Source organism: Aeromicrobium sp. Root495, assembly GCF_001426755.1.
Taxonomy (GTDB): Bacteria; Actinomycetota; Actinomycetes; order Propionibacteriales; family Nocardioidaceae; genus Aeromicrobium.
In genome coordinates, this window is record NZ_LMFJ01000001.1 from 987,846 (window position 1) to 1,003,641 (window position 15,796).

Genomic DNA, 15,796 nt, shown 5'->3' on the forward strand with positions numbered 1-15,796 from the left:
CCCGACCATGTGCACGCCGACGATGGGCCCGTCCTTCTCGCGGACGAGCTTCACGGTGCCGGCGGTCTTGAGGATCTGGGACTTGCCGTTGCCCGCGAGGTTGTACTCGTAGGTCTCGACGTCGCCGTACTTCTCCTTGGCCTGCGGCTCGGTGAGGCCGACCGAGGCCAGCTCGGGCTCGCAGTAGGTGACGCGCGGGATGCCGGAGTCGATGACGGGCTGGGGGTTGAGCCCCGCGATCTCCTCGGCCACGAAGATGCCGTGGGCGAAGCCGCGGTGCGCGAGCTGCAGGCCGGGCACGAGGTCGCCGACGGCGTAGACGCCCTCGACGTTGGTGCGCAGCCGCTCGTCGGTGGGGACCCAGCCGCGGTCGGTGGTGATGCCCTGCTCCTCGTAGCCGAAGCCCTCGGAGCGCGGTCCGCGCCCGACGGCCACGAGCACGAGGTCGGTCTCGAGGGTGTCGCCGTTCTCGAGCGAGACGGTGACACCGTTCTCGTTCTGCTCGACGCCGGTGAACTTGGTGCCGGTCTTGAAGGCGATCTTGCGCTTGCGGAAGGCACGCTCGAGCGCCTTGCTGAGCGCCGGGTCCTCGAGCGGGACGAGCGTGGGGAGGGCCTCGACGATGGTGACCTCGGCGCCGAAGGAGCGCCAGACGGAGGCGAACTCCACGCCGATGACCGAGCCGCCGATGATGACGACCTTCTCCGGGACCTCGCTCATGCCGAGGGCCTCGTCGGAGGTGATGACGCGGCCGCCGATCTCGAGTCCGGGGAGCGTGCGGGCGTAGGAGCCGGTGGCAAGCACGAGGTTCTCGCCGGTGTACTCCTGGCCGTCGACCGTGACGGTCTTGGGACCGGTGAGCCTGCCCTCGCCCTCGACGACGGTGATGCCGGCGGCCTTGATGAGACCCTGCAGGCCCTTGTAGAGACCGCCGATCACACCGTCCTTGTAGGCGTTGACCTGAGGCATGTCGATGCCCTCGAAGGTGGCCTTGACGCCGAAGGTGCCGCTCTCGCGGGCGGCGTCAGCCACCTCCGCGGCGTGCAGGAGGGCCTTGGTGGGGACGCATCCGTTGTGCAGGCACGTGCCGCCGAGCTTGCCCTTCTCGACGAGGGCGACCGACTTGCCGAGCTGCGCCGCGCGCAGCGCCGTCGCGTAGCCGCCACTGCCTCCGCCCAGGATCACGATGTCGAAGTTGTTCCCAGGGCCGTCAGCCACTGTCGCCTCCCGTGAAGATGTGGACCTGTTCATCTTGTCACTTCGTCGGTCAGGTCTGCCACCGGGGTGATCACCCGTCCGGCACACTGTGCGCATGGGTCTGTTCGATCGGCGCAAGGGCGCTCAGGGCTCCTCGCGCACGCGCCGTGAGGACCTCGACCGGCTGCGCGCCTGGTCCGATGCTCGGCGTGGTGTGGAGGCGTACGTCGAGCCCATCACCTCCACGAGCCGGATGACGCTGCTCCTGGTCGCGGGCGACGGCGAGTCCACCCGCACCCGCATCGGCTCGGCCGGCGACGCCGCCGACTTCGCCCGCAAGGCCGGGATCCCCATCTACGACACCAACCGGGTGGGCATCCCGCAGCGCAAGCGCGACTACGACGTCCGCGTGAGCAAGAACGGTGGCGTCCCGCCGTCGTCGGCCACGTTCTCCTCCTCCGGTCGTGCCTCGGTGGCACCGCCGGCCGCTCGCCGGTCCCCGGCGCAGCAGGTGGCCATCGAGACCCTCAGCCGGCTCTCGGGCTCCGAGGTCACGGGGGAGCCCACCGCGGAGCAGCTGCAGCGCATGCTCCGCCTGGCCCGGGCGCGGGTCCACCCCGACCGGACCGGCGGCGACCGCACCGACTGGGACCGCCTCGAGCAGTCGGCCCGCGTGCTCGACCTCGAGCTCTAGCCCCTCAGCTGGAGGCAGGCGTCAGGTCCAGGTGTCGGTGCCGCCGGGCACGTCGGCCGACGGGTCGTACGGCGTCCGGGTGAAGACGAAGGACGCGAGCTCGAGCCACACCGTGTCGCCGTCGCGGCGCACCACGAGCGGCTCGCCGCTGTGATAGCCCTCCAGCCCGACCCAGCCGTCGGCGGTGCGCTCGAAGCGGGCACCGCGACCCTCGCCCGGCTCGCCGAGGCGCAGCCCGCCGCCCGGCTCGAGCTTGAGCGTGTGTCGGTACGGACCCCAGAACCAGTCGCCCACGAGGTCGAGGTCGCCCTCGGGGACAGGCGCGGCGGTCCAGACCTCGGGACGGACCGGCTCGACCTCGGTGAGCCTCCTCAGCAGGGGTGAGGCGACGTCGCCGAGACCTGAGGTGGCGTTGGCCAGGACGACGGCACCGTCGCCGGTCTCCACGTCGACGCGCAGCGCCGCGAGGAAGCCCGGCATGGAGCCGCCGTGGCCCGCGTACCGACGACCGCCGACGTTCCACGTCTGCCAGCCGAGCGCGTGCGCGCCGGTCCAGCCGATCCGGGGGACGTCGTTGACGGCCACGGGGTGGAGCATCTCGCGCAGCGTGGCGGGAGCGAGGACGTCGCCGGTGCTCCCGGCGAGGAAGGCGGCCCACCGGGCGAGGTCGTCGGCGGTGGACCACAGCTGTCCGGCCGGGGCCAGGGAGACGCCGTCGTGCTCGGGCTCGGGGTGGAGGACGTCGGCGAAGGGGTGCACCGCGAGGCCCGGTGCGGCGAGGCCGGTGGGGCGCGGAGTGGTGCGGCTCATGCCGAGCGGCGTGAGGACGTCGTCGGTCACGACCTCGATCCACGGCCGACCGGTGAGACGCGCGACGACCTCGCCGAGGATCGCGTAGCCGGTGTTCGAGTAGTGGAACCGCGTGCCGGGAGTGAGTCGCTGCTCGATCCCTCCGGCCAGCAGCTCGTCCCACGACCCGCCCGGCGTGCGCTCCCACCAGGGCCCCGACGTCTCGGCCTGGATGCCCGCCGTGTGGGAGAGCAGCTGCGCGACCGTGAAGGGCGCGAGGTGCGCCAGCTCGGGGAGGTGGTCGCTGACGAGGTCGTGCAGCGCGAGCCGCCCCTCGTCACGCAGCCGGAGCACGGTCACGGCGACGAACGTCTTGGTGATGCTGCCGATGCGGTACTGCGTGTCGGTGGTGGCCACGGGGCCGTCGGCTCGGGCGTCGAGGTGTCCGACGGCGTCGGACCAGACGCGCTCGCCGCCACGGACCACCGCAGCGGCCACCGAAGGGACCCGCTGCTCGGCCTGGGTGCTGCGCAGCAGCTGGGTCAGCGCGTCGCCGGTGGCAGGCTTCAGGCTCACGCTTCGGCGAGGTCGCGGGCGAGCCGCACGAGGGTGCGGACACCGGCGCCGGTCCCGCCGGTGGGCGTGTAGCCGCGCACACCGCCGTCGTTGAACGCCGGTCCGGCGATGTCGAGGTGGGCCCACGGCACCTCGGCGACGAACTCGCGCAGGAAAGCCGCCGCGAAGAGCGTCCCGCCGTAGGGCTTGGGGCCGATCTGACGGAGGTCGGCGATGTTGGACGACGTGACGAAGCCCTTCATCTCCTCCGTGATGGGCAGGGCCCAGGTGGGCTCGCCGGCATGCTGCGCCGCGGCCAGGACGAGGTCGCGCAGGTCGTCGTCGTTGCCCAGGACGGCGGCCGTGCGGTCGCCGAGCGCCACCATGGCGGCGCCCGTGAGGGTGGCGGCGTCGACGATGCGGTCGGCGCCGGACTCGACCGCCAGGGTCAGGCCGTCGCCCAGGACCATCCGACCCTCGGCGTCGGTGTTGAGCACCTCGACGGTCTTGCCGCTGCGCATCGTGACGACGTCGCCGGGACGCGTGGCCGAGCCGCTGGGCAGGTTCTCCGCGATGCAGGCGTAGGCCGTGACGGCGATGGGCAGGCCGAGTCGCGCGATGGCGAACGTCGCCGCGACGACGGCGGCCGCGCCACCCATGTCGCACTTCATCGTCTGCATGCTGACGGGCGGCTTGAGCGACAGTCCGCCCGAGTCGAACGTGATGCCCTTGCCCACGAGGGCGAGGTGCGTGACCGGCTTGCGCGGCTTGTAGGTGATCCGCACGATGCGCGGGGGAGCGTCGGAGCCCTGGCCGACGGACAGGATGCCGCCGCACTTCTCCTTGGCCAGACGCTTCTCGTCCCACACGGACACCGAGACGTTGTCGGGCGCCTCGGTCACGATGGAGTCGGCGAAGGCCGGCGGGCGCAGGTCGCGCGGCGGTGTGTTGACCCAGTCCCGGGCGAGGTTCACCGCGCCGGACACGACGTCGGCCTGCTCGGCGGCGGTCGTGGTGGTGGTCTGGCGCGCGAACGGCGTGAGAACCGTGAAGTCGTCGATGCGCGGCTTGATCTTGTCCTTGCCGTCGGCGTCCTTGCCGGGCGTCTTGTACGTGTCGTAGCGGTAGGAGCCGAGCTGCAGACCCTCCACGACGGCGGTCACCTCGTCCACCCCGGCCGGGTGGAGCGCCACCGCGAGCGACGTGGTGCCCTTGGGTGCGGCCCGCAGGCCGGCGGCCGCGGCACGACGCAGGTCCTCGGCCGTGGGCTCGGCGGCGAGCCCCACGGCGACGACCGCCTTGACCTTGGCCAGGTCGCCCGCCGGGACGACGGCCACCTGGTCCTTCTCGCCGGTGAATCCGACGGCGCGCAGGGCATCGGCGAACTCCCCGAGGTCGTCGTCGGTGCGCACGCCCAGCAGGAGGGCGTCGGCGCGAGCCGTGGTGGGCTTGGACGTGCTGACGGACACAGAAGCCATGACGCCCACCTTATCCACGCGGTCGCGGACTGCTCGCGCCGCTCGATAGGTTGACGCCATGGATCTCCTCCGCTCCCCGTTGCACGACCGCCACCTCGAGCTCGGCGCCAAGCTCGCCGAGTTCGGTGGCTGGTCCATGCCGCTCGAGTACGGCAGCGTGGTGGCCGAGCACACCGCGGTGCGCGAGCGCGTGGGTCTCTTCGACGTGAGCCACCTCGGCAAAGCCCTCGTGCGGGGTGCGGGCGCGGCCGACTTCGTCAACGCCACGCTCACCAACGACCTCGGACGCATCGTCCCGGGCAAGGCTCAGTACACGCTGTGCTGCGACGAGGACGGCGGCACGGTCGACGACCTCATCGCCTACCTGCGCAGCGACTTCGAGGTCTTCCTCATCCCCAACGCGGCCAACACCGCCGAGGTGGTGCGCCGCCTCGCCGAGGCCGCGCCCGAGGGCATCGAGGTCACCAACCTGCACCGCGACTACGCGATCCTCGCCGTCCAGGGCCCGGCCAGCGACGACGTCCTCGACGCGCTCGGCGTGCCGGTCGAGCACGGCTACATGTCGTTCGCCGACGGAGTCGTCCAGAGCGGCGGCACGAGCGCCGACGTCACCGTGTGCCGCACCGGCTACACGGGGGAGAAGGGGTACGAGCTCGTCGTCCCCTCCCAGCACGCGGTGGCGGTCTGGGACGCGGTCATGGCCGCGGGCGAAGCACACGGCATCACGGCGTGCGGGCTCGGCGCCCGCGACACCCTGCGCACCGAGATGGGCTACCCGTTGCACGGGCACGAGCTGTCGGCGGAGATCAGCCCGGTCATGGCGCGCGCGGCCTGGGCCGTCGGCTGGGACAAGCCGACGTTCTGGGGCAAGGAGGCGCTCGAGCGTCAGCGCCAGGAGAAGGTCGTGCCGCTGCTCCGCGGTCTCGTGGCCCAGGGACGCGGCATCCCGCGTCCGGGCATGACGGTGCGCGCGTTCGCCGACGGCGAGCCCGGCGAGGTCGTCGGCGAGCTCACGTCCGGCACGTTCTCCCCGTCGCGCAAGCAGGGGGTCGGCCTGGCGCTGCTCGACCGCTCCGTGACCGACGGCGACGTCGTGGCCGTCGAGGTGCGCAACCGGCTCGAGCTGTTCGACGTCGTGAAGCCCCCGTTCGTGCAGTCCTCCACGTCCTGAGCCCAGCTCCGCGGGGAAGCGGGGCGTCCGCCCGAGATCGTCTCCCGCGATGTTCGTCGAGCGACTGCGGGGCCCGGGCCGTCCGGCTAGGGTGGCGCGCATGACCTGGACCTGGACGTACGAGGACGCCGACGGAGCTGCCGTCGGGAGCTCCGACGAGTTCGACAACCGAGGCGACGCCGAGTCGTGGATCGGTGAGGAGTTCGGCGCGCTGGCCGACGACGGTGTCGCGCAGGTGCGCCTCCTCGAGGACGGCACCGAGGTCTACGGCCCGATGTCCCTCGCGCCCCAGTAGACACGTCCTGACGACATCCCCGAGCCGGCCGAGGGGCCGTTCGCCGATCGTTCCCTGAGCTTGTCGCTGATCGCTCCCTGAGCTGGTCGAAGGGCTTCGACAGGCTCAGCCGGCGATCCGCTCCCTGGGCTGGTCGAAGGATCTCGAAGAGCTCGGCGTGCTCAGTAGCGCTCGGTGAGCGGCTGGTTGCGCGCGACGACGGGCTTGGGCAGGCGGAAGCGACGCAGCTGCGAGGAGCGCAGCACGGCGTAGAACACGGCACCGCGGGTGGGCGTCTCGGGGAAGCGCGCCTTCAGCTCCTTCTTGAGCCCGCGCACGAGCACGACCTCGTCGAGCGCCGTTCCGACGATGGTGAACGCCCAGCCGAACGCCACGATGGCGCTCGCGCCGGGGAACAGGCTGGCGATGAGCACGAGCACGAGGATGGGGAGCAGGTACTCCGCGACGTTGCGGCGACGGTCGACGTAGTCGCGGGCGAACCGGCGGACGGGACCGCGGTCGCGCACGGGCAGGAACTTGTCGTCGCCGGCGCCCTTGAGGGCGGCCTGCTGCTTCTCGCGCAGGGCGGCCCGCTTCTCGCGGTCGCGCCTGGCCTGCACCTTGCGGTCGGTCGTGGGCCTCAGCGCTGCCTTGCGTGCGGCCTCGGCCTCTTTGCGGCTCGGCGTCTTGCGACCCTTGCCCGTCTCGTCACTCACGCCGTCACCCTACAAGTGGGCTCGCCGTAGGCTGGCCACATGGGCATGGGTCAACGCGTCCGGCAGATCTTCAGGTCACGTCGGGCAGGGGGAGTCGACGACCTCAAGACGTCGCTCGACGAGACGTACCGCAAGCACCTCGCCACGCTGCAGCAGGTGCGCCGCGGCGTGGCCGACGTGACGACGAGCCGCAAGCGCGTCGAGGTGCGGCTGGCGCAGCTGCGCCAGCAGGTCGCCGACGTCGACGTGCAGGCCCGCTCGGCGGTCGAGCGGGGCGACGACGACGCGGCCCGCGCGGCCCTCACGCGCAAGCTCACGCTCGAGGAGGGGGTCTCGGGCCTCCAGCAGCAGCACGCGCAGCTCCAGGCCGAGGAGGCACGTCTCGTCGGCGCTGCCACCGACCTCGAGGGACGCATCGAGGACTTCCGCATCCGCAAGGACACGCTCACGGCCCGGCACACGGCGGCCACCGCCCGCGTCGAGCTCAACGACGCCGGCTCGGGCATCAGCTCCGACCTCAGCGAGGTCAACCAGCGCATGAGCGAGGCCGAGCGGCACACCCGCGAGCTGGAGGCCCAGGCCGACGCCGTCGACGAGCTGGCCTCCGAGGGCATCATCCGTCGGGCCGGCGAGTCGGCCGAGGACGCGGAGGCGCGTCGCTTCGACGCCTTGCTCGCCGATGGCAGCATGGACGACAAGACCCTTCCTCCCACTGATGGTGATCACGATGGCCCGCAGCAGATTTCGCCCTGACCACGGACTCAGCCTGCGCATGGGCGGGGTCGGCCTCGGCCTCGGAGCGCTCTACGTCGCGTTCGCCGTCGCCCTGATCTACGCCACCAGCAGCGCCGTGCTGGGCATCATCGTGGCCGTCGGGTTCGCGTTCGGCCAGTGGTACTTCTCCGACAAGCTCGCCCTCAAGTCCATCGGGGGCCAGGAGGTCTCGCCGACCCAGGCGCCCGAGCTCCACGCCATGATCGACCGGCTCGTGATCCTCGCCGACATGCCCAAGCCGCGCGTCGCGGTGGCCGTCACCGACGTCCCCAACGCATTCGCCACCGGCCGCACCCCCCACCACTCGGTCGTGTGCGTCACCACCGGCATCATGCAGCGCCTCGACGCCGACGAGCTCGAGGGCGTCCTGGCGCACGAGCTCGCGCACGTGGCCAACCGCGACGTCTCGATCATGACGGTCGCGTCGTCGCTCGCCATCCTGGCCGGCTTCATCTCGCGCTGGGGCTTCTACCTGGGCGGCTTGTTCGGCGGCAACCGCAACCGCGACAACAACGGCGGTGGCATCCCGTTCTTCGTCGTGCTGCTCATCAGCATGGCGGTGTACTTCATCAGCTTCCTGCTCACCCGCGCCCTCTCGCGCTACCGCGAGCTGAGCGCCGACCGCAGCGGCGCGTTCCTCACGGGTCGTCCGTCCGCGCTGGCCTCGGCGCTCACCAAGATCTCCGGCGACATGAGCCGCATCCCGCAGACCGACCTGCGCGACGCCCAGGCGCTCAACGCGTTCTTCATCATCCCGGCGTTCAGCCGCAACAGCGCCGCCGCGCTCTTCTCCACCCACCCGCCGCTCGAGCAGCGCCTGGCCAACCTGGCCAAGGTCGGCGCCGAGCTGTCGGAGGCCTGATGGGTCTCCTCGACTCGCTGCTCGGACGCACCAAGCCGCCGCAGGCCAACCTCGACGACCTCTTCGCCGTGCCGCAGGCGGTCCTGTCGCTCGCCACGGCGGGCATCACGGCCACGGGCTCCGGAGCGGTGTGCTTCCGCGACGTCGACGGCACGAGCGACGACGCCGTCATCAAGGAGGCCGAGCTCGTCATCGGCACCGACACCACGGCCACCGTCGACCTCGTGGACGACGCGCACGGCTTCCGATGGCTCACGGTCTCGCGACCCACGAGCGCCGGCGGGGGAGACGCCACGGCTCTCGTCGCCGACCTCCACGCGGTGAACAGCTCACTCATGGACGCAGGCTTCGGAGCGTCGCTGCTCTGCAGCACGATCAACCTCACCACGGGCGACGGTGGCCCGGCCGCCCTCGTCTACCTCTTCAAGCAGGGCACCTTCTACCCCTTCGTCCCGGTGGCCGGACGACGCCGTGACAACGCGGTGGAGCTCCAGGTGAAGACCGTCGTGGAGGGCGACCTCCCCGTCGAGAAGGCACTCGAGCGCTGGCTCGCGGTGTGGGACGCCCCAGGCCTGTCCGTCGGGTCCTGAGCCCGGCTAGGTTGGACCTGTGAGCTTCGACAACCTCTCCCGCGACCAGGTCCAGACGCTGCACGACGAGCAGGGCGAGCGCTACCGCGCGCTGCAGGAGGCGGGCCTCACGCTCGACCTCACCCGGGGGAAGCCGTCGCCGGAGCAGCTCGACCTCTCGAACGCGCTCCTCGACCTCCCGGGCCAGGACTTCCGCGACGAGACCGGCACCGACACGCGCAACTACGGCGGGCTCCTCGGGAACGCGCACCTGCGGGGCATCTTCGCCGAGATCATGAACGTCCCGGTGGGCCAGGTCGTCGCGGGCGACAACGCGAGCCTCGCGATCATGCACGACCTCGTGGTCTTCTCCCTGCTCAAGGGGACGCCCGACTCGCCGCGGCCCTGGTCGCAGGAGGACGACGTCGCCTTCATCTGCCCCGTGCCCGGCTACGACCGTCACTTCGCCATCACCGAGCAGTACGGCATCCGGATGATCCCGGTGGCGTTCAACGACGACGGCCCCGACATGGCCGCCGTGCGGGAGGCCGTCCAGGACACCGCCGTCAAGGGCATGTGGCTCGTCCCCACGTACGGCAACCCCACGGGCGCCGTCGTGAGCGAGGACGTCGCCGCAGAGCTCGCCGCGCTCGAGACGGCCGCGCCCGACTTCCGCATCGTGTGGGACAACGCCTACGCCGTGCACCACCTCACCGAGGAGCGCACCAAGACGGCCGACATCGTCGGCCTGTGCTCGGCCTCGGGGAACCCCAACCGCCCCTGGGTCCTGGCGTCCACGTCCAAGATCACGTTCGCCGGAGCCGGCGTGAGCTTCTTCGGCTCGTCGCAGGCCAACATCGACTGGTACCTGGCCCAGGTGGGCAAGCGGACCATCGGCCCCGACAAGATCAACCAGCTGCGGCACGCCCGGTACCTGCAGGACGTCGACGGCGTCCACGCCCTCATGGACCGTCACCGCGAGATCATCGCCCCCAAGTTCGAGACGGTGCTGGAGATCCTGCGCGAGCGGCTCGGGGGGCACGACGTCGCCACGTGGACCGAGCCCAAGGGCGGCTACTTCGTGAGCCTCGACGTCGTCGACGGCACCGCGAGCCGGGTCGTGGAGCTGGCCAAGGGCGCGGGCATCGCCCTCACGCCGGCCGGCGCCTCCTTCCCGTACGGCAAGGACCCCCGCGACCGGAACATCCGCATCGCTCCCACGCTGCCCTCGCTCGAGGAGCTGCGCACGGCCATGGACGGGCTCGCCACGTGCGTCCTCCTGGCCGCCGCCGAGCAGCACCTGGCCTGACGGCGCTGTGAGGGTCCTCGTCGCGCCCGACAAGTTCGCCGGGACGCTCTCGGCGCCGCAGGCCGCGCAGGCCATCATCGAGGGGTGGGCCCGCACGGCCCCTGCGGACGTGCTCACGGCCATCCCGCTCGCCGACGGCGGTCCGGGCTTCGTCGACGCCCTGCACGCCGCCCTCGGAGGTCAGCTCCGTGCCGTGACCGTCCCCGGTCCGTCGGGGTCTGCCGTCCCCGTGGCGCTGCTGCACGTCGAAGGCACCGCCTACGTCGAGTCCGCGCAGGCGTGCGGGCTGCACCTGCTCGACCCGCCCGACCCGTGGGACGCCACGACGGCCGGGGTCGGCGTGGCCGTGGCCGCGGCGATCGACGCCGGAGCGCACACGGTGGTCGTCGGGCTGGGCGGGAGCGGCACCAACGACGGCGGGGCCGGTCTGCTCGGTGCGCTCGGCGCCACCTCCGACGTCGCGCTCGACGCCGGTCCCCGAGGTCTGCGGGGCGTCACCTCGGTCCTGCTGGGGCCGGCCCTCGACCGCGTCGAGGGTGTGCGCCTGGTCGCCGCCACCGACGTCGAGGTGCCGCTGCTGGGGATGTTCGGCGCCACCAAGACGTTCGGCCCGCAGAAGGGCCTGTCCGACCCCGAGGTCATCGAGGTCGACGGCCTGCTCGACGCCTTCGTCGTGGCCGCGTGCGGACCCACGCCCGCCGAGCGTCGGGCGGCCGATGCCAAGGGTGCCGGCGCGGCGGGCGGACTGGGGTTCGCGCTGCTCCTGCTCGGCGCGGAGGTCGTCCCGGGCGTGTCGCTCGTGGCGGACGCCGTGGGGCTGGCCGAGGCGTGCCGGGAGAACGACCTCGTGATCACGGGCGAGGGCACCTACGACCACACGTCCCGCAGCGGGAAGGTCGTGCACGGCGTGGCCACGGTGGCTGCGGCCACGGCGCGCCCCTGCATCGCGCTGGCCGGACGCGTCACGGTCGGAGCGCGGGAGATGCGGGCCATGGGCGTGGAGTCCGCCTACGCCGCCGTCGACCTCGTGGGGGAGGAGCAGTCGCTCGCCCGCCCCTACGAGGCCCTGGCCGCACTCGCCGAGCGCGTCGCTCGGACTTGGTCGCCGGGAGACTCCGCGTAGGATGGGAACAGATCCACGCAGAGCGATGTTGAACCACTCGTCCTGACCTGGACGACCAGACCCAGAACATCAGACATGGAGATGACCATGAGCGTCGACAGCACGACGACCCCCGTCGAGATCCAGACCGAGAAGCCCGCGGACGGCATCACGCTGAGCGACGGCGCCGCCTCCAAGGTCAAGAGCCTGCTCGAGCAGGAGGGCCGCGACGACCTGGCCCTGCGCATCGCGGTCCAGCCCGGCGGCTGCTCCGGCCTGCGCTACCAGCTCTTCTTCGACGAGCGCTCGCTCGACGGCGACGAGATCCGCGAGTTCGACGGCGTCAACGTCGTCGTCGACCGGATGAGCCTGCCGTACCTGCACGGCGCCACGATCGACTTCGTCGACACCATCGAGAAGCAGGGCTTCACGATCGACAACCCCATGGCCACGGGTTCGTGCGCCTGCGGCGACTCGTTCCACTGAGTCCTCGGCGCCCGGACCGATCACCGGCTCCGGCGCGCTGAGAAAGATCACACTCTTCAAGGCCCCCTGCGCAAGCAGGGGGCCTTGGCTTATCGTTCACCACGTGCATCTCGCCATCGCCGGTTCCATCGCGACCGACCACCTGATGACCTTTCCGGGCAAGTTCGCCGACTCCCTCGTGCCCGAGGAGCTCGACAAGATCGCCCTGTCGTTCCTCGTCGAGGACCTCGACGTGCGCCGCGGCGGCTGTGCCGCCAACATCAGCTTCGCCCTCGGCAAGCTCGGCCACCGTCCCGTCCTCGTGGGCGCGGTCGGCCAGGACTTCGACGTCGAGTACCGCGGCTGGCTCGAGTCGGCCGGCGTCGACACGAGCGGCGTGCTCGTCTCCGAGACGCGTCACACGGCCCGCTTCGTCTGCACCACGGACTCGGCGCTCGCCCAGATCGCCACGTTCTACGCCGGCGCCATGTCCGAGGCCCGCGACATCGACATCCTCCAGGTCGGCAGTGACTTCGACCTCGTGCTCGTCGGCCCCGACGACCCGGACGGCATGCTCCGCCACACCCAGACGTGCCGCGAGCACGGCATCCCGTTCGCGGCGGACCCCTCGCAGCAGCTCGCGTGGGCCGACGGCGACCTCATCCGCCAGCTCATCGACGGAGCGGCCTACCTGTTCAGCAACGACTACGAGTCCGCGCTCATCCAGCAGAAGACCGGCTGGACCGAGGACGAGGTGCAGGCCCACGTGGGCACGCGCGTCGTCACGCGCGGCAAGGACGGCGTCTCCGTCTACCCGGCCGACGGCGAGCCCGTGCACGTGGGCGCCATCAACGGCGTCGTGGCCGTCGACCCCACGGGTGTCGGCGACAGCTTCCGGGCCGGCTTCCTCGCCGGTGTCGCGGCCGGTCTCGACCACGAGCGCTCGGCCCAGGTGGGCTGCACCATCGCCGCCAGCGTCGTCGAGACCAAGGGCACGCAGGAGTACGTGCTGACGCGCGAGGGATTCCTGGAGCGGCTCGGCGCCACGTACGGCAGCGCCGCTGCCGACGAGGTCGGCGCAGCGTTGGCGCTCGCGTGAACCAAGGGCAACCTAAGTCTGTCCTCGGCGAAGGCTCCGAGGTAATGTTCTGCTGTCTTGTGATCACTGTCCTGTGACCGGACGGTACGTAGGAGAAAGGCGCCCTGTGGCCCGGAAGAAGCTGGCGATCTTCGCCGCTGTTGCCGCCGTGCTCGGCCTGAGCGGATGCTCGCCGGTCGACGACCACGACATCAAGCGCCTCGCGCTGCCCATCGCCGCGAGCGACCGCACCGACACGATGTGGGACCTGTGGCTCGGAAGCTGGATCGCCGTCCTGGTGATCTTTCTTCTCGTGTTCGGTCTCATCGTCTACGCCTCGGTGCGCTACCGCCGCCGCAGCGACGACGAGATCCCCTCGCAGGTCAGGTACAACCTGCCCATCGAGGCGCTCTACACGATCGCCCCGGTCATCATCGTGGCCGTGTTCTTCTTCCACACCGTCACGGCGCAGAACGAGATGCTCCGCAAGGTGGAGAACCCCGACCACACCATCGAGGTCGTCGGCTCCAAGTGGCAGTGGGCCTTCAACTATGTCGACGAGAAGGCCACCACCGGCACGGACGTCTTCGACGTCGGCACCCCCGAGAAGCCAGCGGAACTGTGGCTCCCGGTCGACGAGTCGGTGCGCTTCAACCTGATGTCGCCCGACGTCATCCACTCGTTCTGGGTCCCGGAGTTCTACTTCAAGATGGACGTCGTCCCTGGCCGACAGAACAGTTTCGATCTCACGCCCACGCGTGAAGGCACCTTCACGGGCCGCTGTGCCGAGCTCTGCGGCCTGTACCACTCGCGGATGATCTTCAAGGTGAAGGTCGTGAGCCGTGCCGAGTACGACGCGCACCTCAAGCAGCTCCAGGCCGACGGCGACGTCGGGGCACCCAAGGGTGCCAAGGAGGCTCGCGAGATCGCAGGCCTCGAGAAGGACGGAGAGCAGGGCTGATGACGAACACAGCATCCTTCGAGGACGTGCGCGAGCGGACCGCCACGCGCGAGCGCACGCTGGGCGAGAAGGTCGTCGTGGTCCTGACGACCACCGATCACAAGGTGATCGGCAACATGTACCTGGTCACGTCGTTCGTCTTCTTCCTGATCGGCGGTGTGTTGGCTCTGGCCATCCGCGCCAACCTGGCCCAGCCAGGGTCCAAGCTCCTGAGCGACGAGGCCTACAACCAGGCCTTCACGATGCACGGCACGATCATGCTGCTGATGTTCGCCACGCCGCTGTTCTTCGGCTTCGGCAACGCGATCATGCCCCTGCAGATCGGTGCGCCCGACGTCGCCTTCCCGCGCCTCAACATGTTCAGCTACTGGCTGTACTTGATGGGCTCCACGATCGTGGTCTCCGGCTTCTTCGTGCCCGGCGGCGCTGCCAGCTTCGGCTGGTTCGCCTACGCGCCGCTGTCGGACTCGGTCAACTCCCCCGGTGTCGGCGGTGACCTCTGGGTCATGGGCCTGTGGATGTCGGGCCTCGGCACCATTCTCGGTGCGGTCAACTTCGTCACCACGATCTTCTGCATGCGCGTGCCCGGCATGACCATGTTCCGTATGCCGATCTTCGTCTGGAACACCCTGGTCACGAGCATGCTCGTGCTCATCGCGTTCCCGATCTTCGCAGCGGCCCTCCTGACCCTCGAGGCCGACCGACGCCTCGGGGCCAACGTCTTCGACGCCGCCAACGGCGGCCCGATCCTGTGGCAGCACCTCTTCTGGTTCTTCGGCCACCCCGAGGTCTACATCATCGCGCTGCCGTTCTTCGGCATCATCACCGAGATCCTCCCGGTCTTCGCGCGCAAGCCCATCTTCGGCTACGTCGGCCTCGTGGGCGCCACGCTCATGATCGCCGCCCTCTCGGTCGCGGTCTGGGCCCACCACATGTTCGTCACGGGCGCCGTCGACCTCGCGTTCTTCAGCTTCATGACGTTCCTCATCGCGGTGCCCACCGGCGTGAAGTTCTTCAACTGGATCGGCACGTTGTGGGGCGGAAGTCTGTCCTTCGACACCCCCCTCATCTTCGCGCTGGGCTTCCTCACGACCTTCCTCTTCGGTGGTTTGACGGGCGTCATCCTGGCCTCGCCGGCCCTGGACTTCCAGCTCTCGGACTCCTACTTCGTGGTGGCGCACTTCCACTACGTGGTGTTCGGCACGGTGGTGTTCGCGATGTTCGCGGGCTTCTACTTCTGGTGGCCCAAGCTCACCGGGCGCATGCTCGACGAGAAGCTCGGCAAGATCCACTTCTGGCTCCTGTTCGTCGGCTTCCACCTCACGTTCCTCGTCCAGCACTGGCTGGGTGTCGAGGGCATGCCGCGTCGCTACGCCGACTACAGCCCCACCGACGGCTTCACCACGCTCAACGAGATCTCGAGCGTCGGAGCCTTCCTGCTGGGCGCCTCCACGCTGCCGTTCTTCTACAACGTGTGGAAGTCGCGCAAGAGCCCCCTCGTGGGACTCGACGACCCGTGGGGCTGGGGCCGCTCGCTCGAGTGGGCCACGTCCTCGCCGCCGCCGCGCCACAACTTCCACTCGCTGCCGCGCATCCGGTCCGAGAGCCCTGCCTTCGACCTCCACCACCCGGAGATCGCCGAGCTCGAGCTCCTGCACAATCCCGACGAGGACTCGATCTTCGCCGATGCGCCCAACGTGAACGGCAAGTCCGAGGCCATCGACGACGCCACCCCCGAGCGGGGCACGGACCACGAGGACATCGACGGCACCGCCGGCCACTCCGACGAGAAGGATCACTGA

Annotated in this window: 16 protein-coding genes; 12 read left to right on the plus strand and 4 right to left on the minus strand. The window is 70.5% G+C overall.

Annotation, left to right across the window (positions count from 1 at the left end):
• A partial coding sequence (gene lpdA, locus ASD11_RS05040) for a dihydrolipoyl dehydrogenase (RefSeq protein WP_235503241.1) occupies positions 1 to 1,218 on the minus strand: 1,218 nt, incomplete at its 3' end.
• A 94-nt stretch (positions 1,219 to 1,312) separates the two neighbouring features.
• Here lpdA and ASD11_RS18480 point away from each other — a divergent pair.
• Positions 1,313 to 1,891: a hypothetical protein gene (locus ASD11_RS18480; protein WP_200940089.1), complete on the plus strand. Its 579-nt coding sequence runs from the start codon at positions 1,313 to 1,315 to the stop codon at positions 1,889 to 1,891.
• Positions 1,892 to 1,912: 21 nt separating this feature from the next.
• Here ASD11_RS18480 and ASD11_RS05050 read toward each other — a convergent pair whose 3' ends face one another.
• Both ASD11_RS05050 and ASD11_RS05055 read right to left on the minus strand, forming a co-directional pair.
• A complete protein-coding gene (locus ASD11_RS05050) occupies positions 1,913 to 3,256 on the minus strand; it encodes a serine hydrolase domain-containing protein (protein ID WP_235503242.1) in 1,344 nt (447 codons plus the stop codon).
• Positions 3,253 to 4,713, minus strand: coding sequence for a leucyl aminopeptidase (locus ASD11_RS05055; protein WP_056288401.1), 1,461 nt, complete (start codon positions 4,711 to 4,713; stop codon positions 3,253 to 3,255). Before ASD11_RS05055 ends, ASD11_RS05050 begins: the two co-directional genes overlap by 4 nt.
• Before the next feature lie 58 nt (positions 4,714 to 4,771).
• Here ASD11_RS05055 and gcvT point away from each other — a divergent pair, with 58 nt between their 5' ends.
• Positions 4,772 to 5,884, plus strand: coding sequence for a glycine cleavage system aminomethyltransferase GcvT (gcvT, locus tag ASD11_RS05060; protein WP_056284145.1), 1,113 nt, complete (start codon positions 4,772 to 4,774; stop codon positions 5,882 to 5,884).
• Positions 5,885 to 5,984: 100 nt separating this feature from the next.
• Positions 5,985 to 6,179, plus strand: a complete 195-nt coding sequence (locus tag ASD11_RS05065; RefSeq protein ID WP_056288404.1) for a hypothetical protein — start codon at positions 5,985 to 5,987, stop codon at positions 6,177 to 6,179.
• A 161-nt stretch (positions 6,180 to 6,340) separates the two neighbouring features.
• Here ASD11_RS05065 and ASD11_RS05070 read toward each other — a convergent pair whose 3' ends face one another.
• Complete coding sequence (locus tag ASD11_RS05070; RefSeq protein ID WP_056284147.1) at positions 6,341 to 6,874, minus strand: DUF3043 domain-containing protein; 534 nt, start codon at positions 6,872 to 6,874, stop codon at positions 6,341 to 6,343.
• Positions 6,875 to 6,913: 39 nt separating this feature from the next.
• On the opposite strand from ASD11_RS05070, the gene ASD11_RS05075 reads away from it, so the two are divergent.
• The 9 genes from ASD11_RS05075 to ctaD all read left to right on the plus strand — a co-directional run bounded on the left by ASD11_RS05075 (position 6,914) and on the right by ctaD (position 15,796).
• A complete protein-coding gene (locus tag ASD11_RS05075) occupies positions 6,914 to 7,627 on the plus strand; it encodes a PspA/IM30 family protein (protein WP_056284149.1) in 714 nt (237 codons plus the stop codon).
• Entirely contained in the window at positions 7,602 to 8,510 is a 909-nt protein-coding gene (htpX, locus tag ASD11_RS05080; RefSeq protein ID WP_056288407.1) for a zinc metalloprotease HtpX, read from the plus strand. The genes ASD11_RS05075 and htpX overlap by 26 nt, the downstream gene beginning before the upstream one ends.
• Positions 8,510 to 9,100 (plus strand): PspA-associated protein PspAB, encoded by a 591-nt coding sequence (gene pspAB / locus ASD11_RS05085; RefSeq protein WP_056284152.1) that lies wholly within the window; start codon positions 8,510 to 8,512, stop codon positions 9,098 to 9,100. Before htpX ends, pspAB begins: the two co-directional genes overlap by 1 nt.
• 19 nt (positions 9,101 to 9,119) lie before the next feature.
• Entirely contained in the window at positions 9,120 to 10,388 is a 1,269-nt protein-coding gene (locus ASD11_RS05090; protein ID WP_056284155.1) for an aminotransferase class I/II-fold pyridoxal phosphate-dependent enzyme, read from the plus strand.
• 7 nt (positions 10,389 to 10,395) lie between these two features.
• Positions 10,396 to 11,511, plus strand: coding sequence for a glycerate kinase family protein (locus ASD11_RS05095; RefSeq protein ID WP_056284159.1), 1,116 nt, complete (start codon positions 10,396 to 10,398; stop codon positions 11,509 to 11,511).
• A gap of 87 nt (positions 11,512 to 11,598) precedes the next feature.
• Positions 11,599 to 11,976: a HesB/IscA family protein gene (locus ASD11_RS05100; RefSeq protein WP_156464600.1), complete on the plus strand. Its 378-nt coding sequence runs from the start codon at positions 11,599 to 11,601 to the stop codon at positions 11,974 to 11,976.
• A 103-nt stretch (positions 11,977 to 12,079) separates the two neighbouring features.
• Positions 12,080 to 13,054 (plus strand): carbohydrate kinase family protein, encoded by a 975-nt coding sequence (locus ASD11_RS05105; RefSeq protein ID WP_056284161.1) that lies wholly within the window; start codon positions 12,080 to 12,082, stop codon positions 13,052 to 13,054.
• 106 nt (positions 13,055 to 13,160) lie between these two features.
• Entirely contained in the window at positions 13,161 to 13,994 is an 834-nt protein-coding gene (ctaC, locus tag ASD11_RS05110) for an aa3-type cytochrome oxidase subunit II (RefSeq protein ID WP_082554179.1), read from the plus strand.
• Positions 13,994 to 15,796: an aa3-type cytochrome oxidase subunit I gene (gene ctaD / locus ASD11_RS05115; RefSeq protein ID WP_056284162.1), complete on the plus strand. Its 1,803-nt coding sequence runs from the start codon at positions 13,994 to 13,996 to the stop codon at positions 15,794 to 15,796. Before ctaC ends, ctaD begins: the two co-directional genes overlap by 1 nt.

Bases quoted from the DNA above. Each gene is read 5' to 3' on its own strand.
- ASD11_RS05075 (WP_056284149.1), top strand. From the start codon at position 6,914: ATGGGCATGGGTCAACGCGTCCGGCAGATCTTCAGGTCACGTCGGGCA.
- gcvT (WP_056284145.1), top strand. From the start codon at position 4,772: ATGGATCTCCTCCGCTCCCCGTTGCACGACCGCCACCTCGAGCTCGGC.
- ASD11_RS05100 (WP_156464600.1), top strand. From the start codon at position 11,599: ATGAGCGTCGACAGCACGACGACCCCCGTCGAGATCCAGACCGAGAAG.
- htpX (WP_056288407.1), top strand. From the start codon at position 7,602: ATGGCCCGCAGCAGATTTCGCCCTGACCACGGACTCAGCCTGCGCATG.
- ctaD (WP_056284162.1), top strand. From the start codon at position 13,994: ATGACGAACACAGCATCCTTCGAGGACGTGCGCGAGCGGACCGCCACG.
- pspAB (WP_056284152.1), top strand. From the start codon at position 8,510: ATGGGTCTCCTCGACTCGCTGCTCGGACGCACCAAGCCGCCGCAGGCC.
- ASD11_RS18480 (WP_200940089.1), top strand. From the start codon at position 1,313: ATGGGTCTGTTCGATCGGCGCAAGGGCGCTCAGGGCTCCTCGCGCACG.
- ASD11_RS05065 (WP_056288404.1), top strand. From the start codon at position 5,985: ATGACCTGGACCTGGACGTACGAGGACGCCGACGGAGCTGCCGTCGGG.
- ASD11_RS05055 (WP_056288401.1), bottom strand. From the start codon at position 4,713: ATGGCTTCTGTGTCCGTCAGCACGTCCAAGCCCACCACGGCTCGCGCC.